At 47.7% G+C, this 22636-nt stretch carries 15 protein-coding genes and 1 pseudogene; 15 read left to right on the top strand and 1 reads right to left on the bottom strand.

What is annotated here, in order from left to right; genetic code table 11:
- Positions 1-70: 70 nt before the first annotated feature.
- Positions 71-939: pseudogene (locus H1A11_RS12660) on the top strand (IS982 family transposase).
- Positions 940-957: 18 nt separating this feature from the next.
- Here H1A11_RS12660 and H1A11_RS12655 read toward each other — a convergent pair.
- Positions 958-2757, bottom strand: coding sequence for a glycoside hydrolase family 2 protein (locus H1A11_RS12655; RefSeq protein ID WP_138344905.1), 1800 nt, complete (start codon positions 2755-2757; stop codon positions 958-960).
- Between the two features lie 227 nt (positions 2758-2984).
- Here H1A11_RS12655 and H1A11_RS12650 point away from each other — a divergent pair, with 227 nt between their 5' ends.
- The 14 genes from H1A11_RS12650 to H1A11_RS12585 all read left to right on the top strand — a co-directional run bounded on the left by H1A11_RS12650 (position 2985) and on the right by H1A11_RS12585 (position 22595).
- On the top strand, positions 2985-4082 hold the full coding sequence (locus H1A11_RS12650; RefSeq protein ID WP_138344907.1) for a family 43 glycosylhydrolase: 1098 nt from the start codon (positions 2985-2987) through the stop codon (positions 4080-4082).
- A 221-nt stretch (positions 4083-4303) separates the two neighbouring features.
- Positions 4304-6799, top strand: a complete 2496-nt coding sequence (locus H1A11_RS12645) for a glutaminase domain-containing protein (RefSeq protein WP_138344909.1) — start codon at positions 4304-4306, stop codon at positions 6797-6799.
- 17 nt (positions 6800-6816) lie between these two features.
- Positions 6817-9123: a GH92 family glycosyl hydrolase gene (locus H1A11_RS12640; RefSeq protein WP_138344911.1), complete on the top strand. Its 2307-nt coding sequence runs from the start codon at positions 6817-6819 to the stop codon at positions 9121-9123.
- Between the two features lie 129 nt (positions 9124-9252).
- Positions 9253-10257, top strand: a complete 1005-nt coding sequence (locus H1A11_RS12635) for a glycoside hydrolase family 43 protein (RefSeq protein WP_098032184.1) — start codon at positions 9253-9255, stop codon at positions 10255-10257.
- A 35-nt stretch (positions 10258-10292) separates the two neighbouring features.
- Entirely contained in the window at positions 10293-11777 is a 1485-nt protein-coding gene (locus H1A11_RS12630) for a glycoside hydrolase family 125 protein (protein WP_181757293.1), read from the top strand.
- A gap of 8 nt (positions 11778-11785) precedes the next feature.
- A complete protein-coding gene (locus tag H1A11_RS12625; protein WP_181757292.1) occupies positions 11786-13843 on the top strand; it encodes a beta-L-arabinofuranosidase domain-containing protein in 2058 nt (685 codons plus the stop codon).
- A 79-nt stretch (positions 13844-13922) separates the two neighbouring features.
- Positions 13923-15011 carry an acyltransferase gene (locus H1A11_RS12620; RefSeq protein ID WP_117600803.1) on the top strand — a complete coding sequence of 363 codons (1089 nt, stop codon included), beginning with the start codon at positions 13923-13925 and terminating at the stop codon, positions 15009-15011.
- Positions 15012-15392: 381 nt separating this feature from the next.
- A complete protein-coding gene (gene mnmA / locus H1A11_RS12615; protein WP_098032197.1) occupies positions 15393-16460 on the top strand; it encodes a tRNA 2-thiouridine(34) synthase MnmA in 1068 nt (355 codons plus the stop codon).
- A 23-nt stretch (positions 16461-16483) separates the two neighbouring features.
- Positions 16484-17857 carry a S8 family serine peptidase gene (locus H1A11_RS12610; protein ID WP_181757291.1) on the top strand — a complete coding sequence of 458 codons (1374 nt, stop codon included), beginning with the start codon at positions 16484-16486 and terminating at the stop codon, positions 17855-17857.
- Positions 17858-17968: 111 nt separating this feature from the next.
- Positions 17969-19219 carry an exodeoxyribonuclease VII large subunit gene (gene xseA / locus H1A11_RS12605; protein ID WP_117600804.1) on the top strand — a complete coding sequence of 417 codons (1251 nt, stop codon included), beginning with the start codon at positions 17969-17971 and terminating at the stop codon, positions 19217-19219.
- A 1-nt stretch (position 19220) separates the two neighbouring features.
- A complete protein-coding gene (gene xseB / locus H1A11_RS12600) occupies positions 19221-19433 on the top strand; it encodes an exodeoxyribonuclease VII small subunit (RefSeq protein ID WP_117600805.1) in 213 nt (70 codons plus the stop codon).
- Positions 19434-19486: 53 nt separating this feature from the next.
- Entirely contained in the window at positions 19487-20506 is a 1020-nt protein-coding gene (locus H1A11_RS12595; RefSeq protein WP_016273137.1) for a branched-chain amino acid aminotransferase, read from the top strand.
- Positions 20507-20661: 155 nt separating this feature from the next.
- The gene (gene trmB, locus H1A11_RS12590) at positions 20662-21420 is read left to right on the top strand and encodes a tRNA (guanosine(46)-N7)-methyltransferase TrmB (RefSeq protein ID WP_117600806.1); all 759 of its coding nucleotides are present in this window, start codon (positions 20662-20664) and stop codon (positions 21418-21420) included.
- Between the two features lie 74 nt (positions 21421-21494).
- Positions 21495-22595 (top strand): Mrp/NBP35 family ATP-binding protein, encoded by a 1101-nt coding sequence (locus tag H1A11_RS12585; RefSeq protein ID WP_117600807.1) that lies wholly within the window; start codon positions 21495-21497, stop codon positions 22593-22595.
- Positions 22596-22636 lie beyond the last annotated feature (41 nt).

Genomic DNA, 22636 nt, shown 5'->3' with positions numbered 1-22636 from the left:
ATAGCGATAAAAGTATTAAATTATAGTGCTCAATTATAACATTTAAACGATTACCACTATGTTTCCAGGTATGGCCGATGATTTTTGCAAGGAATTTACATTTCAACAGGAAAAATATATGATTGAGGATAAGAAGACCAAGCATCGTAACAACCCCAACCGTATGAGTGATGCAGAGATTATGGTTATTCTAATCCTGTTTCACTCCGGTGGTTTCCGTTGTTTCAAGCATTACTACAAGGAGTATGTCTGTAAACATCTGAAACACCTTTTTTCCGCGTCATGTTTCTTATACTAACCGTTTTATAGAACTGGAGAAGGAAGTATTGCTTCCCATGACCATCTTCATCAAAAAAAGTCCTGCTGGGAACCTGTACCGGCATCAGTTTCGTTGACTCCACTCCCTTACGTGTATGCCGTAACTAAAGAATCTTGATTCATAAGACATTTGAAGGGCTTGCCGAGCGTGGAAGATGTTTTATAGGATGGTTCTTCAGATTCAAGCTGCATCTGATAATCAATGACAAAGGAGAGATCCTCAATTTCATGTTCACGCCTGGAAACGTGGATTACCGGGAACCGTTGAAACAGGGTAAGTTTCTGGAAAACATCAAAGGAAAACTATGTGCAGACAAGGGATATATAGGTCAGGCTCTGTTTGAAAATCTTTTCCTGAATGGCATACAGTTTGTTACTAAAGTTAAAAATAATATGAGGAACTCACTGATGAGTATTGCTGACAAGATTCTGCTCAGAAAAAGCACCTTGGTTGAAATGGGCAATGACGAACTGAAAAACATCGCACAGATTGAACACTCAAGACATCGTTCATTCAATAACTTTATAGCCAACTCCTTGTCGGCGGCATACTGCTTTTTTGAAAAGAAGTCCGTCATTGACGTAAATTTTGTCAATGACGGACAACTTGCTATTTTTTGATTTTATTTCGAACCCACGTTATTTAAGGTTGGTATGTGACGAAGGTATCTGTTCAAATATGGATTTGATACGCTTCATGTCCAGTTTAGGAGTGCGATCATAATAATAAACTCCGTTCTTTTCCTGTTCCACATCGGTAAGTTGTGTATAACAAAAACCTACTACATGTTTTGAGTTTTTCAGCGCCTTTATTTGTGAGTCAAGGCGTTTGTAAAACTCTTCTTCTGTTTGCGGGATGTTGCCGTATCCCCACGAGTTTTTACGTTCTTCGGCTTTCATCCATCCGATTCCTCCGAACTCATCTACCATATACGGTTGTCCTTCGTACACAGCCAAGAAATTCTTATTGGCATTGCGATATGGCTCTTTTCCGTCTTTGAACTCTAACTGTTCTTCCAATTTGTTTCCCTCCTGTGTGTAGTTGTGCACACTCCAGATGTCGGTAAGTATGTGGTCATCGCCACTGGCGTCATTTATAGGCCGTGTGGCATCCATGCTTTTGGTGACATTATACACATCGCGAATCAGGCGCGGATAAGTACTTTCCCTGCTTCCCCATGTCTCGTTGAATGGAGTCCATGTGACAAGAGACGGATGGTTACGGTCGCGGGCTACTATGTCGCTCCATTCGCTGATGAAGTTTCGCACGGCAAGTTCGTCATTGATGTCCATTCCCCAACTTGCGCTTTCGCCCCATGTGATGTAGCCTAATTTGTCTGCCCAGTAATAGTATCTTTCTTCGAATACCTTTTGGTGAAGACGGGCGCCATTGAAACCTGCGCTTTTTCCAAGCATGATGTCATTCTTGAGTGCTTCGTCGGACGGAGCTGTCCATATACCGTCGGGATAGTATCCCTGGTCAAGTACGAGACGTTGGAAGTAAGGCTGGTTGTTGAGGTAAAATATGCCGTTTGCCGTATGTACCTTTCTCATTCCCGCGTATGAATGAACTTCGTCCACTATGTTACCCGACATGTCTTTTACCCTATAAATTAGGTCGTACAAAAATGGAGATTCCGGTGACCATAATTTCGGCTTCTTCACCGGAAGTACTATACATGCCGAGTTAGAGCATTTTACTTCTTTTCTTGCTATGATTTTGTCTTCGTCTTTAAGTACCACTTCCAAGATGTTGTCCGATTCGTTATGGAACTCTGGGAGTATTGAAAGTTGGTTTTGGTCTATGTCGGGACGTACGACAGACGATTTCAGTCCGTTTTTATCTACCGCTTCAAGCCAAACTGTTTGCCAAATGCCTGTAACACGAGTGTATGAACATCCCTCGGAGTGGTATCGGGAGCATTGCTTTCCTCCGGTTTGCTTTCCAGAGCGCAAATTGTCCTTCACATGGACTACAAGGTTGTGCGTGTTTCCCGGAGTGACAAAGCGTGTCAAATCTACGGAAAAAGAAGAACTGCCTCCCCAGTGTTCCTGCACGCTTTTTCCGTCAATGTAAATCTCGGACCAATAGTCTATCGCACCGAAGTTCAAGAATATCTTTTTATCCTTCCAGTTTTCCGGTATTGAAATCTTTCTTTGATACCACATGCAATTGATGAAATCGGTGTGTGTTACACCTGACAATTTGCTCTCGGGACAAAACGGCACGGTTATATCCTTGCCTAGATGTTCGGAATTGTATAACTGGCGGTTTTCTCCCGATTGCCCGAAGTCGAAATCGAAAGTCCATGTACCGTTCAGGTTAATCCACTGCTCGCGTTCGAACTGAGGGCGAGGATACTCTTTTCTGGGTAAAGTCTCAGCATTACCAAACTGCGCCATCAATAGGAATATGGCGACAACGATAAGTTTTTTCATTGTTCTTGATTGTTTTAAAATGGTATTAATCATATTGAAAGTCTTTTCAATTTCCACATAAGGATTTCTCGACTACAAATATTCCCCAAAGAATCAACATGTAAAGCCATATACTGATTTATAAAAGAAAAAAACTGTTCAAAAAGCCCTATTTATACGTTTTTTATTACTTTTGTGTGCGTCTTTTGATATTGATAGCAACTCATTTCATTAAATCTAATCTTGATATGCGTAAAAGTTTAGTCTTTGCTATAATCATGGTGATATGCAGTGTGACTTCATGCCTGCATAAAGTTTCAGAAAATAATGATTGCGTTTCGAACACGTTTCAAAATCCCATTCTATCCTCAGGGCATAATCCGCAAGCTATTTTTTATAAAGGAAAATATTACTATACGCATGAAACGAACGATAGGATATTGCTATGGGAAGCCGATGATATAACAGACATGGGAAATTCTTTATGCAAAGAAGTGTGGAGACCGAAAGAAGATGTGGGAAGGCACAACTTATGGGCACCGGAGATACATAGGATTAATAATAAATGGTATATATATTATGCCGCGGATGACGGTAATACCGACAACCATCAGATATTTGTGCTTGAAAATGATGCAGAGACACCAATGACAGGAGAATTCAAGCAAAAGGGACCGATTATTTCCAATATAGATTGGAACTGGGGAATACATGCGTCAACGTTCGTGCATAACAACACGCAATACCTTATTTGGAGCGGATGGTCTCAACGAAGAGTGATGGAAGAGACTCAGTGTATATACATAGCAAGCATGAAAAATCCGTGGACACTCAGCAGTGAAAGGGTGATGATTTCAGAGCCTACATTCAGTTGGGAAAGACAATGGATAAATCCTGATGGCAGTAGGACGGCCTACCCGATATATGTCAATGAAGCTCCATATTTTATAAAGTCGCTCAATGGCGACAAGTTGTTTATCTTGTATTCGGCAAGCGGATGTTGGACACCTTACTATTGTGTGGGATTATTGCACTGCGATGCGGATGCCGATTTGTTGGCTCCGGTTTCATGGGTCAAGGAAAAGGAACCGGTATTTTCTTTGTCTATGAATGATAGTGTATGGGGACCTGGCGGCGCTTCGTTTGTTCCATCGCCCGACAGCAGCGAGTGGTACGTGTTGTATCACGCCAGAAATCTGCCCAATGGAGTAATCGGCAGTGGCGAACTGAGGTCGCCACGAATACAGAAAATATCATGGGATGAAAGAGGTTTCCCGGTTTTAGGTACTCCTGTCAGCCTGAATAAGCGTATGCAGAAACCCTCGAACAAGAGTAAGCAGGATTAAGCGTGTATGGGGGATTATAATGCTAGACCCACAAAAAAGTAATAAAAGAAGCTTGTACAGGGCTTTTTGAACAGTTTTTTTCTTTTATAGAGCAGTATGTGTCTTTATATATTGGTGCTTTAATGGATATTTGCAATCAAGAATTTTTTAATGCGAATGAAGTATCGTAATTTTATTCGTTAGAGGGCATCAATATTAACATATATAATTATACAAACGATATGAGAAAAAAGCTTTTATACCCCTTGTTGGCATCATGCCTTTTTGCGTGCAGTGACAAGGATACGTCTTATGAAGTCGTCAAGAATGACTTGAGAGCTCCAGCCTACCCGCTTGTTACCATCGACCCTTATGCCAGTGCATGGTCCATGAGCGATAACCTTTATGACAGCCCCGTTCGCCATTGGACGGGTAAGGATTTCCCTCTGATTGGCGTGGTGAAGGTAGACGGTGTTTCCTACCGTTTTATGGGGACTGAAGAATTGGAGATGAATGCAATCGTGCCCACCTCTCAGCAAGGGGACTGGACTGGACGGTATATCACAGACAAGCCCGCTGGCGACTGGGCATCTGCCGATTACAATGATTCCGGATGGAAGTCGGACCGTGGTGCCTTTGGTACCAAAGAAAATGAGCCTACAGCCAAGACCCAATGGGGGACCCGCAATATTTGGGTGCGCCGTACGGTAAATATCGACCGCGATTTGACCGGCATACCTGTCTATCTGGAATTCTCCAATGATGATGATGCCGTATTCTATATCAACGGAGTGAAGATACACAGTACGGGAACCACATGCAATAAGAACAAAGTCGTGAAACTTTCCGATGAGGCTTTGGCTGCTTTGAAACAAGGAGACAACATCATTGCCGCCGAGTGTATCAATCCGGTCGGCAACGGTCTGCTCGACTTCGGCCTGCAGATTCCGAAACATCAGGAAACCGTGTTTGGCAACACAGCCGTGCAGACCTCTGCCGACGTGCAGCCCATGCAGACACACTACGCTTTTACCTGTGGTGATGTCGACTTGAAAGTCACTTTCACGGCACCTCTTTTCATGGAAGACCTGAAGCTGTTGAGCCGCCCCGTGAATTACCTTACTTACAGTGTTGCTGCCCGTGATGGCAAGGAACACGATGTGGAGGTGTACTTTGAGGCCTCGCCGCGCTGGGCGCTCGACCAGCCTTACCAGCAATCTGCAAGCGAGGGATATGAAGCTGACGGGCTGCTTTACTTGAAGAGCGGAAGCAAAGAGCAGAATATCCTGGCTAAGCAGGGCGATGACCTTCGCATTGACTGGGGATATTTCTACATGGTTTCCGGTAAAGAAAACACAGCATACAGCATCGGCAACAGTACCGAACTGCGCAAGAACTTCGTGAACGGCACCTTTAATTCAGCTTCGCTTGCGGGTGAGGACAGCAACGGGAATATGGCCTTGGTGCGTGACTATGGTAAAGTGAGGAAGGTTACCGATAAGATAATGCTGGGATATGACGACATCTATTCCATCCAATACTTCGGTACAAACTTGCGTCCTTACTGGAACTCGAAAGGCGACCGTACCATCGAGTCGGAAATGCTGGCCGCCTACAATGAGTATGACGAGTTGCTGGCACGCTGCTATGTCTTCGATAAAAAGTTAATGGAGGATGCTTCTGCCGTAGGCGGCAAGGAATATGCCGAACTCTGCGCGTTGGCCTACCGTCAGTCCATTGCCGCCCACAAGCTGGTGGAAGCCCCCAACGGTGACCTTTTGTGGCTGTCGAAGGAAAACAACAGTAACGGCTGTATCAATACGGTGGACCTGACCTACCCCTCGGCTCCCCTCTATCTGATCTATAATCCTGAACTGGAGAAGGGCATGATGAACGGTATCTTCCATTATAGTGAAAGCGGCAAATGGACCAAGCCCTTCGCCGCCCATGATTTGGGTACCTATCCTCTTGCCAACGGACAGGTTTACGGAGGCGATATGCCGGTTGAGGAGAGTGGAAACATGCTGATTCTTACGGCTGCCATTGCTGCCGTAGAGGGCAATGCCGGCTATGCGGCCAAACATTGGGAAGTGCTCACCACCTGGACCGACTATCTGGTGGAAAAGGGACTCGATCCTGAGAACCAGCTCTGTACCGACGACTTCGCCGGACACTTTGCCCATAACACGAATCTTTCCATCAAGGCAATTTTAGGGGTGGCCTCTTATGGCCGGTTGGCCGAAATGCTCGGCAAGAAGGATGTTGCCGAAAGCTATACAACGAAGGCCCGTCAGATGGCGGCTGAGTGGGAACGTATGGCCAACGACGGTGGCCATTATCGTCTGACCTTTGACAAGCCGGGTACCTGGAGCCAGAAGTACAACCTTGTCTGGGATAAATTGCTCGGACTGAATATCTTTGACACAAAAATTGCAGAAATGGAGATACCTTATTATCTGACGAAGCAGAATATTTATGGTTTGCCTCTGGACAGTCGTGAGACTTATACCAAGACCGACTGGATCATGTGGACTGCTACAATGGCTCCTGACCTGGCCACTTTCCGTGAATTCATCGTCCCCTTGCATAAGTTCATGAACGAAACGATAGACCGCGTGCCTATGTCCGACTGGGTGTTTACCGACAAGCCCAACTGGCGTGGCTTCAAGGCCCGCTCGGTAGTAGGCGGATATTACATGAAAATGCTTGAAGGCAAGCTGATTGGAAATAAACAATGACAAAATCTATTAAACGAATGAAAAGACTTTTTGCATGGGGAACCGCCCTCCTTCTTGTAGGTGGTATGCAGGCGGCCTTACTGCCGGTTGACGAGCCGATTACTCCTGTTGATTACGTCAGCACCTTGGTTGGCACGCAATCCAAGCATGCCCTTTCTACGGGCAACACTTATCCTGCTGTGGCAATGCCTTGGGGTATGAATTTCTGGACACCACAGACCGGTACTATGGGGGATGGATGGGCTTATACTTATGATGCCGACAAGATTCGCGGATTCAAGCAGACACACCAGCCCAGTCCGTGGATTAACGATTACGGACAGTTTGCCATTATGCCTATCACCGGAAAGGTGGCTTTCGACCAGGACGAGCGTGCCAGTTGGTTTTCTCATAAAGCCGAGACTGCCACTCCTTATTATTATAAAGTCTATCTTGCCGACCATGATGTGACGGCGGAATTTGCTCCTACCGAGCGTGCCGCTGCCTTCCGTTTCACTTTCCCTGAAACGGAGGAAGCCTATGTGGTGATCGATGCCATGGACAATGGCTCTTTTGTGAAAATCATTCCGGCTGAAAAGAAAATCATAGGCTACACCACCAAGAACAGTGGTGGTGTGCCAAGCAATTTCAAGAACTATTTTGTATTGCAGTTCGATAAGCCTTTTACTTATACTGCTGCCGTGAAGGACGGAAAGATTGCCCCCCGTACCACCGAGGCAGGTGCCAATCATGCCGGTGGCATCATAGGTTTTCATACCCTCCGTGGCGAGCAGGTGAATGTACGTGTGGCTTCCTCATTCATCAGTCACGAGCAGGCCGAGTTGAACTTGAAGGAACTGGGTGACCGGACGCTTGAAGAGGTGGCGAAAGCTGGGCGTGACGAATGGAACCGGGTACTGGGCCGCATTGAAGTGCAGGATACCGACCTCGACCGTCTGCGTACTTTCTACTCTTGTTTCTACCGTTCGGTGCTTTTCCCGCGCAGTTTCTACGAGATAGATGCGCAAGGTCAGGTAATGCACTACAGCCCCTATAATGGTGAGGTGCTGCCCGGCTATATGTTTACCGACACCGGTTTCTGGGACACTTTCCGTTGTCTTTTCCCTTTCCTTAATCTGATGTATCCATCCATGAATGCCAAGATGCAGGAAGGGTTGGCCAATACTTACAAGGAGAGCGGTTTCCTGCCCGAATGGGCCAGTCCGGGACACCGTGGGTGCATGGTGGGCAACAATTCTGCCTCTGTGGTGGCAGATGCTTGGCTGAAGGGACTGCGCGGCTACGACATCGAGACATTATGGGAAGCTGTGAAGAACGGTACGGAGAAAGTGCATCCCGAGGTTTCCTCTACCGGACGTTTGGGACATGAGTATTACAATAAGCTGGGTTACGTGCCTTATAATGTGGGAATCAACGAGAATGCAGCCCGTACGCTGGAGTATGCCTATGACGATTGGTGCATCTACCAGCTGGGACTTTCGCTCGGCAAGTCGAAGAAAGAACTGGCTCCTTTTGCCAAACGCGCGCTGAACTACCGGAATCTTTTCGACCCTGCCCATAAGTTGATGCGCGGCAAGAATGAAGACGGTACATTCCAATCGCCGTTCAATCCCTTGAAGTGGGGTGACGCCTTCACCGAAGGAAACAGTTGGCATTATTCATGGTCGGTTTTTCACGATCCGCAAGGACTCATTGACCTGATGGGTGGCAAGGACTTCTTCAACCAGATGATGGATTCCGTGTTTGTGTTGCCGCCTGTGTTCGACGAAAGTTATTATGGCAGTGTCATCCACGAAATTCGGGAGATGCAGATCATGAATATGGGTAACTACGCTCACGGCAACCAGCCTATACAGCACATGATTTACCTCTATAATTATTCCTCCCAGCCGTGGAAGGCGCAGTACTGGCTGCGTGAGGTTATGGAGCGTATGTACAATGCCAATCCCGACGGCTATTGCGGTGATGAGGACAACGGCCAGACATCTGCTTGGTACGTGTTTTCAGCTTTGGGATTCTATCCCGTCTGTCCGGGTACAGACCAGTATGTGCTGGGTGCTCCTCTTTTCCGTTCTGTACGTCTGCATTTGGAAAATGGTAAGACTGTGACGATTGAAGCTCCTGAAAATAGTCGTGCCAACCGCTACGTGCAGAAACTCACTGTGGATGGCGTTGACTATACACGCAACTTTCTGACACACGAGCAACTGACGAACGGCTCCTCACTGCGCTTCACTATGGACAATGTGCCCAACAAACTGCGTGGGACAGGAGAGGAGGATGCTCCTTACTCCTTCTCGAAAACGCTTAAAAAGAAGAAGTGACCTCAAAGCCAAAACCATAGCAATTAATGATGAGGGTGTGCCGAATGTCTGACGGAGTGATAGCTGAAAAACGTTTTGACACACCCTCTCTCTTTTACGATAAATCACTGTTTGAAAACCCTATTTACCATGAAACTTAAGAAACTTACTATTTACTGCTTGGCATTGTTTTGCTCCTCTTCTTCCGTTTATGCGCAATCTGGTGAAGAAGTTCAAAAGAAACGTAGCGGCAATCCGATTTTTCCCGGTTGGTATGCCGACCCTGAGGGAGTAGTGCTGGACGGGAAGTTCTGGATTTATCCTACATATTCCGCTCCTTATGATGAACAGACTTTTATGGATGCCTATTCTTCGCCCGACTTGGTGCATTGGACCAAACATCCACGCGTGCTTTCAAAGGAAAATATCCCATGGTTGCGCCGTGCTTTGTGGGCGCCGGCTGTTATCGAGGCCAATGACCGCTATTATCTTTTCTTCGGAGGGAACGATATACAGAACAACTCTGAGATTGGCGGCATCGGTGTGGCTGTGGCAGACAATCCGGCAGGTCCTTTCAAAGATGTGTTGGGCAAGCCCCTGATTGATAAAATTGTGAATGGCGCACAGCCCATCGACCAGTTTGTGTTCCGTGATGACGATGGCACTTACTATATGTACTATGGCGGATGGGGGCATTGCAACATCGTGAAACTGTCTTCCGATTTACTTAGTGTCGTTCCTTTTGATGATGGCACAGTCTATAAAGAAGTGACTCCTCAGGACTATGTGGAAGGTCCTTTCATGTTGAAACGTAACGGAAAGTATTACTTCATGTGGTCGGAAGGCGGTTGGGGAAGTCCCGACTACCGTGTGGCCTATGCCATTGCCGACTCTCCTTTCGGGCCGTTCCATCGCGAGGGAATCATTCTTCAGCAGGATGCCGATGTGGCTACCGGTGCCGGACATCATTCAGTGGTGCGTGGAAAAGGTAAGGACGAATGGTACATCATTTACCACCGTCGCCCGTTGGGAGAAACGGCAGCAAACAGCCGTGCCACCTGCATTGACCGGATGTACTTTGACAAAAAAGGAAAGATAAAGCCGGTGCGCATGACTTTCGAGGGAGTGAAAGCTACCACCCCTCCACTTGACTAATAGCAATTTTCAATTCGAATTTATATAGAAGAAATATGAGTCTTAATTCCAAAAAGATTTGTTTCAGTCTTGTTCTGGCTGCGGCTGCCGGGATGGTTCAGGCTGTCAATAGTAGCTGCCTTCTTGCCGATGCGGGCTTTGTAGCCGTGCAGGATAATACGGCATCTGCCGGTAACTATACCTCTAACCGTCCTAAAGAGAAACAACGACTTTTCCGTTCCACTGCCGTGGAGAAAGAGATTGTCCGTGTACAGAAACTTTTGAAGAACCGCAAGCTTTCCTGGATGTTTGCCAACTGTTTTCCAAATACGCTGGATACTACTGTGCACTTCCGCAAGGGCAGCGATGGAAAGCCTGATACTTTTGTATATACGGGTGACATCCATGCTATGTGGTTGCGTGACTCAGGGGCGCAAGTATGGCCATATGTGCAGCTTGCCAATAACGACCCGAAACTGAAAGAGATGCTGGCCGGTGTTATTCTACGCCAGTTCAAATGTATCAATATCGACCCATATGCGAATGCTTACAACGATGGTGCGCTACCCGATGGGCATTGGATGAGTGACCTTACTGACATGAAGCCCGAACTGCATGAACGTAAATGGGAAATCGACTCGCTTTGTTATCCTTTACGGTTGGCTTATCACTACTGGCAGGTGACGGGTGACACTTCGGTTTTCGGTGCTGAATGGCTGGAAGCCATCCGCAATATTTATACTACTTTTTGTCAGCAGCAGCGCAAAGAGGGTGCCGGTCCCTACAAATTTCAACGCAAGACGGAGCGTGCGCTCGATACGCTGAACAATGATGGTCTGGGTGCTCCTGTCCGTCCGGTGGGACTTATCGTGTCCTGCTTCCGCCCGTCGGACGATGCCACAACGTTTCAGTTCCTTGTGCCTTCCAACTTCTTTGCTGTCACTTCCTTGCGTAAGGCTGCCGAGATTCTGGAAACAGTGAACAAGGAGACTGCTTTGGCTGCCGACTGCCGTGCCTTGGCCGATGAGGTGGAAATGGCTTTGAAACGCTATGCAACCTACAATCATCCTGAATTTGGTACCATTTATGCTTTCGAGGTTGATGGTTTCGGTAATCATTTGCTGATGGACGATGCCAATGTGCCTAGCTTGCTTGCCATGCCCTATCTGGGAGATGTAGACGTCAATGACCCTATTTATCAGAATACCCGCCGTTTTGTGTGGAGCGACAGCAATCCTTATTTCTTCAGCGGCAAAGCCGGTGAGGGTATCGGCGGACCGCATATCGGCTATGACATGGTGTGGCCTATGAGCATTATGATGAAAGCTTTCACAAGCCGGGATGATGCCGAAATCAAAACTTGCATCAAGATGCTGATGGATACGGATGCCGGTACGGGCTTCATGCACGAGTCGTTCCATAGGGATGATGCTGCCAACTTCACCCGCCCTTGGTTTGCCTGGCAGAACACCCTTTTCGGTGAGTTGATATTGAAGTTGGTTAATGAAGGGAAGGTGGATTTATTGAATAGCATTGATTAAGATATAACATGAAGAACTTATATACATGGGTGGCTGCCTTCCTTTTCGTGGCATTGGCAATTTCGGTTATGGCTTGTACTTCTGCCTCTTCTGCTGGTACGGTGACGGTGGTTGACCGGCCGGATATACATGCTGTCAATACTAATTATATGGGTTACCGTGCCCCGCTTCGTCCATTGAACTTTATAAAATTGCCAGTAGGCAGCATCCGTCCCGAGGGGTGGGTAAGGAAATTTCTGGAGTTGCAGCGCGACGGCCTGACCGGACATTTAGGGGAAATCAGTGCTTGGTTGGAAAAGGATGACAATGCTTGGCTTACGACCGGTGGAGACCATGGTTGGGAGGAAGTTCCCTATTGGCTCAAAGGGTATAGCAGTTTGGCATATATTCTGAATGATCCGAAGATGATAGAAGAAACCAAATACTGGATCGAAGGCGTATTTGCCAGTCGCCAGCCGGACGGTTATTTCGGCCCGGTCAACGAACGCAATGGAAAACGCGAACTTTGGGCACAGATGATTATGCTCTGGTGCCTGCAATCTTATTACGAGTATTCTCAAGACCAGCGTGTCATAGCCCTGATGACAAACTACTTTAAATGGCAGATGACGGTTCCCGACGACCAACTTCTGGAAGACTTTTGGGAGAATAGTCGTGGAGGCGATAATATCATCAGCATTTACTGGCTTTACAGCCATACGGGAGATGCTTTTTTGCTCGAATTGGCCGAAAAGATTCATCGCAACACTGCGGACTGGACTCAGTCGACCTCTTTGCCCAACTGGCACAACGTAAACATTGCCCAATGTTTCCGTGAGCCTGCCATTTATTATATGCAGACCGGTGATTCTGCCATGCTGAAAGCCTCTTATAATGTCCATCGGCTGATCCGTCGTACTTTCGGGCAGGTGCCCGGTGGCATGTTCGGGGCGGATGAGAATGCCCGTTTGGGATATATCGACCCTCGCCAAGGGGTGGAAACCTGCGGGCTGGTTGAGCAGATGGCTTCCGATGAAATTATGCTTCGCATAACGGGCGACCCCTTATGGGCCGAGCATTGCGAAGAAGTGGCATTTAACTCTTATCCGGTTGCCGTGATGCCGGATTTTAAAGCGTTACGCTACATCACTTGTCCGAACCATGTCGTCAGTGATTCCAAAAATCATCATCCGGGCATCGACAACCGCGGACCGTTTCTTTCGATGAATCCTTTCAGCAGTCGTTGCTGTCAGCACAATCATGCACAAGGCTGGCCCTACTTTGCCGAGCATCTGGTTTTGGAAACTCCCGACAATGGAGTGGCAACGGCTCTTTATGCAGCTTGCAAAGCTGTGGTGAAAGTAGCTGATGGAAAGGAAATCACTTTGCACGAAGAGACGAATTATCCTTTTGAGGAAGACATCCGTTTTTCTGTCTCTACCGAGGGAAAAGTCGTCTTTCCGTTCTATTTCCGAATTCCTTCATGGACTCAAAAGGCGAAAGTGTGCGTGAATGGTGAGGAAGTGGATGCGGTTCCCGTGGCAGGGAAGTATCTCTGCATCCATCGCGAGTGGTCGGATGGAGACTGTGTGGAATTGACATTTCCGATGTCTTTGTCCATGCGCACCTGGCAGGTCAATAAAAACAGCGTAAGTGTGGATTACGGTCCTCTCACGCTCTCTCTTAAGATTGCAGAGAAATATGTAGAGAAAGACAGCCGCGAAACGGCCATCGGTGATTCTAAATGGCAAAAAGATGCTGACCCTCAAAAATGGCCCACTACTGAGATATATCCCGGCAGCGCGTGGAATTATTCGCTGGTGTTGGACAAGACAGAACCCTTGAAACACTTCGAGGTAATCCGTAAATCATGGCCGGCCGACGACTACCCTTTTACGGTGGCCAATGTACCTTTGGAGGTGAAGGCTGTCGGCCGATTGGTTCCCGAATGGGAAATAGATGAAACCGGGTTGTGTGGCGTGTTGCCCGAAGAGGATGCAGCGAGAGGCGACAAAGAAGAAATTACACTCATCCCTATGGGAGCTGCGCGGTTAAGGATATCTGCGTTCCCGAATACAAGAGAATAAATTGATGAATGATGCGGACAGTAGTGAAGTGCTGACATCTTTAACTCCTGACTTGCATAAATAGAAAACTTAAAATAAAATGAAACGTATTGCTTTTTTGGATTACGTGCGCGTGTTTGCGTGCTTCTTGGTCATGTTGGTTCATGCCAGTGAGAATTTTTATGGAGCTGCCGGCTCTACAGATATGGTAGGACCGCAGTCTTTCCTTCAGAATGAGGCCGATAGGTTGTGGGTATCAGTTTATGATGGTTTCTCTCGTATGTCTGTGCCTCTGTTCATGATTGTTTCGGCTTACCTGCTTGCACCGATGAAGAAAGGACAGAGCTGTTGGCAGTTTTACCGCAAACGTTTCCTGCGCATCATGCCACCGTTCGTCTTTTTCATGGTACTATATAGCACGTTGCCCATGTTGTGGGGACAGATAGATGGCGAACAATCTCTGAACGACCTTTCACGTATCTGGCTGAACTTTCCTGCGCTTGCCGGGCACTTCTGGTTTATGTATCCGTTGATAAGTCTTTATCTGTTCATTCCGGTCATTTCACCGTGGCTGGAGAAGGTTTCGGCTAAAGAAGAACGTTTCTTCATCGGACTGTTTCTGATTTCTACTTGTATACCTTTCCTCAACCGTTGGTTTGGTGAAGTATGGGGACAGTGTTTCTGGAACGAATATCACATGTTATGGTATTTTTCGGGTTATTTAGGCTATCTTGTGCTGGCACATTATATCCGCGTGCATCTTACTTGGGGGCGCTCCTTGCGTCTGCGGGTCGGTTTCTTGCTTATGCTGGTCGGCGCGGCGGCTACCATATGGTCGTTCTATGTCCAGGCTGTTCCAGGAGTGGTTCATTCTACACCGGTCATTGAGGTGGGATGGGCTTTCTGTACCCTTAATTGCGTGGCGTTGACGGCAGGCACATTTTTGTTGTTCGGCTGTATCAGCATTCCGCAGCCTCCGCGCATCATTGCCGAAATGTCTAAACTCAGCTACGGCATGTTTCTTATGCACATTTTCTGGCTTGGCTTGTGGGTGTCGGTGTTTAAGTCTACATTGGGATTGCCCACTGTGGCTGCCATTCCGGTTATAGCGGTATGTACGTTTATCAGTTGTTTCGTGGCAACCAAGCTCATCTCGTTGATACCGGGCAGTAAATGGATTATCGGGTAAAAACCTTGTATTCGCTTTCCCGTTGAAGGCTCGGGAGCTGTCAATTGCCTGCTGCTAACCTCACTGTAGTAGGGGCGTAGCGTCACTGCAAAATGGTTGCATTCTTTTTGCACTGATTATCTGCTGATTCATAAATGGTTATGCTAAGAGGAAAGGAGGTGTAATCAAAGACAGATGCGTAATTGATAAGAAAACGCCGGAACACCTATGAGGTGCGGTAGTGCGAAGGAAAGAGGTCTTACCGGAAAAGCCGATGAATAGGAAGGTTGAGGAAGAAGGTGAAGGCTGTGGAGGATGAAAATACTCTCTCTTTAGCTGAAAAGCTGTGTATTCTGCTTGAAAACGTGTACTTTTGCAGATTATATGAATGAATGGCAGAATATGAACAAATCCGAAAAGCGAGTATTAGTGGGAATGAGCGGAGGTATAGACAGTACCGCCACTTGCCTGATGTTGAGGGAACAGGGCTATGAGATAGTCGGCCTCACCATGTGGGTGTGGGGAGACGAACCGGTGGAAGCCCGCAACCTTGCCGACAGTATGGGAATTGAACACCATGTGGCAGATGAGCGTGAGGCTTTCCGGCAGATTATTGTTCAGAACTTTATCGATGAATATCGTCGGGGGCGTACTCCCAATCCTTGTGTGATGTGTAATCCGTTATTCAAGTTCCGTATCCTGACGGAGTGGGCGGACAGGTTGGGGTGTGCGTTCATTGCTACCGGGCACTACACCCGTCTGGAGGAACGGAACGGGAAGGTTTACATTGTTGCCGGGGATGATGATAAGAAAGACCAGTCCTATTTCCTCTGGCGACTGGGGCAGGAGGTGTTGAAGCGATGCATCTTCCCGTTGGGAGCATTCACCAAGATGCAGGTTCGCGAGTATCTTCGTGATAAAGGATATACGCTCAAGGCGGAAGAAGGGGAAAGCATGGAAGTCTGTTTCATCAAGGGAGACTACCGCGACTTCTTGCGCGAGCATTCCTCGGAGATAGACAGTGAAGTGGGGCCGGGATGGTTTGTCAATTCGGAAGGCGTCAAACTGGGGGAGCACAAAGGATTTCCTTACTACACTATCGGACAGAGGAAAGGCCTGGAGATAGCTTTGGGCAAACCTGCCTATGTGCTGAAAATTAATCCGCAGAAGAATACCGTGATGCTGGGCGATGCGGAACAATTGAAGGCCGGATATATGCTGGCCGAAGAGGAGAATCTGACGGATGAAGACGAATTCTTTGGATCGGAAGAACTCACCGTGCGCATCCGTTATCGCAGCAAACCTATTCCTTGCACCGTGAAGCGCCTGGAGGACGGGCGTCTGCTGGTGCACTTCTTGTCGGAGGCTTCTGCCATTGCTCCAGGACAGTCTGCCGTGTTCTATGTCGGCCGGCGTGTGGTTGGAGGCTCATTCATCGCTTCCCAACGGGGCATCGGGATGTTTCTTTAATTTTTAATTTATAATTTCTAATTGTGAAAAGACTTGTACTTCTTTCAGCCTTTGTCCTGTTTGCGGCGGGAGCATCGGCACAACAAGATACTTTGAAGTATCGTATCAGCCTGAAGGATAAGGCTGCCACCACGTATTCGCTGGAACATCCGGAAGCGTTCCTTTCTGAAAAGGCGATTGAGCGTCGCCGGAAGCAGAATCTTCCGATAGACTCGACAGACCTTCCGGTATGCCGTAAGTATGTGGATGAGATTCGCAGGCAAGGCGCGAAGATTGTCGTTACCGGCAAATGGGAGAATTTTGTTACAGTGTCCTGCAACGACTCTGCATTGATAGAGCGTATTGCCGCCCTGCCTTTTGTTCGGAAGACGGAAAAGGTCTGGATAGCTCCCGGAGGTGACGGGCCGTTCATGGCGACAGAGCGCGACTCTCTGATAAACCGCCCGAGCGTGCATCCCGACAGCATTTATGGATTGGCTGTCGACCAGATACGGCTGAGCAATGGCGATAAGCTGCACGAAGAAGGCTTCAAGGGACAAGGAATGACGATTGCCGTTATCGACGCGGGTTTCCACAATGCCGACAAGATAACCGCCATGCAGAATATCCGCATCCTGGGTACGAAGGATTTTGTGAATCCCCAATCGGATATATTTGCCGAAAGCAGCCACGGCATGGCGGTGCTCTCGTGCATCGCCATGAATCGCCCCGGTGTCATGACCGGTACAGCTCCCGAAGCTTCTTTCTGGTTGCTGCGTAGCGAAGACGAATACTCCGAGCATCTGGTAGAGCAGGACTACTGGGCTGCTGCTGTGGAATATGCCGATAGCGTGGGAGTGGATGTGCTTAATACTTCATTGGGATATTACGCTTTCGATGATAAATCCAAGAATTATAAGCTCCGCAATCTGGATGGGCACTATGCGCTGATGTCACGTCAGGCATCGCGCATAGCCGATAAGGGCATGGTATTGGTATGCAGTGCCGGAAATTCGGGCACCGGTTCTTGGAAGAAGATTACGCCTCCGGGCGATGCCGAAAATGTGCTGACGGTGGGTGCTGTCGACAAGGAAGCTGTTCTGGCTCCTTTCTCGTCTGTAGGGAATACGGCAGACCATCGGATAAAGCCGGATGTTGTAGCCGTCGGGCTGGGGGCCGACGTTATACGTACGGACGGCAACCAGGGAAGGGCGAACGGTACCTCTTTTGCCTCACCCATTATGTGCGGCATGGTGGCTTGCTTGTGGCAGGCTTGTCCCGAATTTACGGCAAAAGAAGTGATAGAATTGGTGCGCCGTTCCGGTGACCGTACGGATTATCCTGATAATATCTATGGCTATGGCGTGCCCGATATGTGGAAGGCGTATCAGGATTATCAGTCCGAAAGAAACAAATAACGAGAATTTCTGTTGGCTTGCCAATAGTGTATTGTCACTTTATCACGAATAAAGTACCGCTTTATTACGGATAAAATTTTATAAAGTTATAACTGGTTGAATGATAGCTGTATGGAAGCCTTGTCTTTACAAGAGTTGAATGCCCTTGTGCGCCGTAGTCTGGAGCAGTGTCTCCCCGATGAGTTTTGGGTGCAGGCAGAGTTGAGCGATGTGCGTACCAACAGTACAGGGCATTGCTATCTGGAATTTGTGCAGAAAGATCCCCGTAGCAATAGTCTGGTAGCTAAGGCGAGAGGCACCATCTGGGCAAATGTGTTTCGGTTGCTGAAGCCCTATTTTGAGGAGGCTACGGGGCAGGCATTTGTTTCGGGCATCAAAGTGCTGGTTCAGGTCACTGTCAGTTTCCACGAACTTTATGGATATAGTTTGACAGTGCAGGACATAGATCCCACCTATACGTTGGGCGATATGGCGCGTCGCCGCAGGGAAATATTGAGGCAGCTTGAGGAGGAGGGAGTCCTCACTCTTAATAAAGAACTGGATATACCCCGCCTGCCGCAACGTATTGCCGTCATATCTTCACCGACGGCGGCGGGCTATGGTGACTTCTGTCATCAGCTGGAAAACAATTCCCGGGGGTTCTACTTTTATACGGAGCTGTTTCCTGCCTTGATGCAGGGTGACCGTGTAGAGGAGTCTGTCCTTTCTGCTCTCGACCGGGTGAATGCACGCTTGTCCGAGTTTGATGTGGTTGCCATTATTCGCGGTGGAGGCGCCACGTCCGACTTGTCCGGTTTCGATACCTATCTGCTTGCTGCTGCTTGTGCACAGTTTCCGTTACCTATCATAACGGGTATCGGTCACGAGCGGGACGACACGGTGCTGGATTCTGTGGCACATACCCGTGTAAAGACCCCTACGGCCGCCGCCGAGTTCTTGATAGACCTCATGAACAATGCCGCCGATGAACTGGAAATGCTTGTTTCCCGCTTGCATGAGGGGGTCAGGAATCTGTTGCAGCAGGAACAGCGCAAGTTGTCTGTCTGCAAGAACCGGATTCCTTCTGCTTCATACCGTTGCATATCCGATGCAAAAATAGCTTTACTGACTGCGCGGAAAGATGTAGTGCAAGCTGTCACTTCCTATTTGTCCCGCCATCGCCACCGTCTGGAATTGTTGCAGCAGCGCTTGGTGGATGTTTCACCGGAAAAGCTGCTTGCCCGCGGTTACAGCATCACGTTGAAAGACGGGAAGGTTGTGAAAAATGTCGGCTTGCTGAATGAAGGAGATGAAATCACCACCCTGCTCCAAAAAGGAGAAGTAACCTCAATCGTAAATCGTAAACCGTCAAATCGTAAATAATATGGTGTCCAAGAAAAAAGAAACCTACTCCGAAGCCATGGCACGTTTGGAGAAAATTGTCAGCCAGATAGACAACAATGAACTGGAGATAGATGTGCTTGCTGAAAAAATAAAGGAAGCAAATGGAATTATAGCATTTTGCAGCGATAAATTGACCAAAGCTGATAAGGAAATTGAAAAATTACTGTCGGAGAAGCGGGAATCTGAAGAATAAAAGCTATTTTTGTTGCAAAATGTACGTAATAGAAGTAACTAATACTTTGAGATATGAAAGAACTTGATTGGGCTAATCTGCCGTTCGGATACATGAAGACAGATTACAATGTGAGAATTTACTATCGTAACGAACAATGGGGCGAACTGGAAGTTTGCAGTGAGGAAACCATTCCTATGCATATGGCTGCCACTTGTTTGCACTACGGTCAGGAAGCGTTTGAGGGTTTGAAGGCTTTCCGTGGCAAAGACGGTAAAGTGCGTATCTTCCGTTTGGAAGAGAATGCAGCCCGCCTGCAATCCACTTGCCGTGGCATCTTGATGCCGGAACTTTCTACAGAGCGTTTCAAAGAAGCTATTCTGAAGGTGGTGAAGCTGAACGAGCGTTTCATTCCGCCTTATGAATCGGGTGCTTCTCTGTATATCCGTCCGTTGCTGGTGGGTACCGGTGCACAAGTAGGCGTACATCCTGCCAGCGAATATCTGTTTGTGGTGTTCGTGACCCCGGTAGGTCCTTACTTTAAGGGTGGATTCTCAACCAATCCGTATGTCATTATCCGCGAATTCGACCGTGCTGCTCCATTGGGTACCGGTACTTATAAAGTAGGTGGTAACTATGCAGCCAGTTTGCGTGCCAACAAGAAAGCGCACGATTTGGGTTATGCCTGCGAGTTCTATCTGGATGCCAAGGAAAAGAAATACATGGACGAATGTGGTGCTGCCAACTTCTTTGGTATCAAGGACAATACGTATATCACTCCGAAATCTACTTCCATCTTGCCCTCCATCACCAACAAGAGCCTGATGCAGCTGGCAGAGGATATGGGTATGAAGGTAGAGCGTCGTCCGGTTCCTGAAGAAGAATTGCTGACTTTCGAGGAAGCGGGTGCCTGCGGTACAGCTGCCGTTATCAGCCCCATCGAACGTATTGACGACGTAGAGAACGGCAAGTCATACGTTATTTCCAAAGATGGAAAACCGGGACCGGTATGTACGAAGCTTTACAACAAGCTGCGTGCCATCCAGTATGGTGACGAGCCAGATACTCATGGTTGGGTAACGATCGTTGAATAATACGGTAATGTCTATCGTATAAGACTTGCCGGGACTTTGTTTTTATACTTTTAGGCACGGATTGCGCGGAAAACACGGATAGATTTAAGAGAAACCGTGAAAATCCGTGCAATCCGTGCTTAAAATAATATGTTTTATGTTTCAATACTTCTTAAATGGGAAAAAACAAGTTAGAGAAGTTTGCCGATATGGCGAGTTATCCGCATGTTTTCGAGTATCCGTATTCCGCGGTAGATAATGTGCCGTTTGACATGAAAGGAAATTGGCACGGGCAGTTTTTCAAAAATGACCATCCTATTGTCCTGGAACTGGGCTGTGGTAGGGGAGAATATACTGTCGGATTGGGACGCATGTTTCCCGACAAGAACTTCATCGGAGTGGATATAAAGGGAGCCCGTATGTGGACGGGAGCTACCGAGTCGCTGCAATCGGGCATGAAGAATGTGGCCTTTCTGCGTACGAATATCGAAATCATCGACCGTTTTTTTGCTTCGGATGAAGTGAGTGAGATCTGGCTTACTTTCTCGGACCCGCAGATGAAGAAGGCTACCAAAAGGCTTACTTCCACTTATTTCATGGAGCGCTACCGCAAGTTCCTGAAGAATGACGGTATCGTTCATCTGAAGACGGACAGCAACTTCATGTTTACCTATACCCGGTACATGATTGAAAGAAACCGGTTGCCGGTGGATGTGATGACGGAAGACTTATATCACTCCGGCATGGCTGATGAGATACTCAGCATCAAGACCTATTATGAACAACAATGGCTGGATCGTGGTTTGAATATCAAGTACATCAAGTTCCATCTTCCGCAAGAGGGTGAGTTGCAGGAGCCGGATGTGGAGATAGAGCTGGATGAGTATCGCAGTTATAACCGTAGCAAGCGTAGTGGACTGCAAACCAGTAAATGATGTGAATCAGTGGTTAAAACTACTGCTGATTCGCATAAAAATAGTAAATAGTAAATCGTCAAATAGTAAATACAATGACATTATATCCAAAATTAATCCTTGATGCATTGGCAACAGTGCGTTATCCCGGCACTGGAAAGAATCTTGTTGAGGCTGAGATGGTGGCCGATAACATGCGGATTGAAGGGATGAAGGTCAGCTTCTCGCTGACATTTGAGAAACCGACCGATCCTTTCATGAAGTCGATGGTGAAAGCTGCCGAGACGGCTGTACATACGTATGTTTCTCCCGAGGTGGAGGTTGTGATTACGACTGAAAGCCGTCAGGCGGCACGTCCGGAAGTGGGTAAGCTATTACCTCAGGTGAAGAATGTTATCGGAGTGTCTTCCGGAAAAGGTGGGGTAGGCAAGTCCACGGTTGCTGCCAACCTTGCCGTGTCTTTGGCAAAGTTGGGTTATAAGGTGGGTCTGCTGGATGCTGATATCTTCGGACCTTCCGTTCCTAAGATGTTCCAAGTGGAAGATGCCCGTCCGGTGGCGGAGAACATTGGTGGACGTGATTTAATTGTTCCGATAGAGAAGTATGGTATCAAGCTGCTTTCCATCGGTTTCTTTGTCGATCCCGATCAGGCCACCTTGTGGCGCGGAGGTATGGCAAGCAATGCTTTAAAGCAATTGATTGGTGATGCCGACTGGGGAGAACTGGATTATTTCCTTATTGACCTTCCTCCCGGAACGAGTGACATTCACTTGACTGTGGTGCAGACATTGGCGCTGACGGGGGCTATCGTTGTCAGCACGCCGCAGGCTGTGGCGCTGGCAGATGCACGCAAAGGCATCAATATGTTCACCAATGACAAAGTGAATGTGCCTATTCTCGGTTTGGTAGAGAATATGGCTTGGTTTACACCTGCCGAACTGCCGGAGAATAAATACTATATTTTCGGTAAAGAAGGAGCCAAGAGGTTGGCGGAAGAGATGAATGTACCGTTGCTGGGGCAGATACCTATTGTACAGAGCATCTGTGAGAGTGGTGATAAGGGCACTCCGGTTGCTTTGGATGAGAATACGGTGACCGGGCGTGCGTTCCTGCAACTGGCTGCCGCCGTAGTCCGCCAGGTAGACCGCAGAAATATGGAAATGGCACCGACACGGATTGTGGAAGTGCATAAATAAACATGGATATTTCCTTTATGAAAAAGGAGCAATTGCCCGTC

This window comes from Bacteroides sp. CACC 737, from assembly GCF_013874375.1.
GTDB lineage: Bacteria > Bacteroidota > Bacteroidia > Bacteroidales > Bacteroidaceae > Bacteroides > Bacteroides uniformis.
This window is presented reverse-complemented; position numbering and strand designations above follow the sequence as displayed.

Excerpts from the sequence above, each read along its gene's own strand:
- H1A11_RS12655 (WP_138344905.1), bottom strand. The coding sequence starts at position 2,757 with ATGAAAAAACTTATCGTTGTCGCCATATTCCTATTGATGGCGCAGTTT.
- H1A11_RS12650 (WP_138344907.1), top strand. The coding sequence starts at position 2,985 with ATGCGTAAAAGTTTAGTCTTTGCTATAATCATGGTGATATGCAGTGTG.
- H1A11_RS12645 (WP_138344909.1), top strand. The coding sequence starts at position 4,304 with ATGAGAAAAAAGCTTTTATACCCCTTGTTGGCATCATGCCTTTTTGCG.
- H1A11_RS12640 (WP_138344911.1), top strand. The coding sequence starts at position 6,817 with ATGAAAAGACTTTTTGCATGGGGAACCGCCCTCCTTCTTGTAGGTGGT.
- H1A11_RS12635 (WP_098032184.1), top strand. The coding sequence starts at position 9,253 with ATGAAACTTAAGAAACTTACTATTTACTGCTTGGCATTGTTTTGCTCC.
- H1A11_RS12630 (WP_181757293.1), top strand. The coding sequence starts at position 10,293 with ATGAGTCTTAATTCCAAAAAGATTTGTTTCAGTCTTGTTCTGGCTGCG.
- H1A11_RS12625 (WP_181757292.1), top strand. The coding sequence starts at position 11,786 with ATGAAGAACTTATATACATGGGTGGCTGCCTTCCTTTTCGTGGCATTG.
- H1A11_RS12620 (WP_117600803.1), top strand. The coding sequence starts at position 13,923 with ATGAAACGTATTGCTTTTTTGGATTACGTGCGCGTGTTTGCGTGCTTC.
- mnmA (WP_098032197.1), top strand. The coding sequence starts at position 15,393 with ATGAACAAATCCGAAAAGCGAGTATTAGTGGGAATGAGCGGAGGTATA.
- xseA (WP_117600804.1), top strand. The coding sequence starts at position 17,969 with ATGGAAGCCTTGTCTTTACAAGAGTTGAATGCCCTTGTGCGCCGTAGT.
- xseB (WP_117600805.1), top strand. The coding sequence starts at position 19,221 with ATGGTGTCCAAGAAAAAAGAAACCTACTCCGAAGCCATGGCACGTTTG.
- H1A11_RS12595 (WP_016273137.1), top strand. The coding sequence starts at position 19,487 with ATGAAAGAACTTGATTGGGCTAATCTGCCGTTCGGATACATGAAGACA.
- trmB (WP_117600806.1), top strand. The coding sequence starts at position 20,662 with ATGGGAAAAAACAAGTTAGAGAAGTTTGCCGATATGGCGAGTTATCCG.
- H1A11_RS12585 (WP_117600807.1), top strand. The coding sequence starts at position 21,495 with ATGACATTATATCCAAAATTAATCCTTGATGCATTGGCAACAGTGCGT.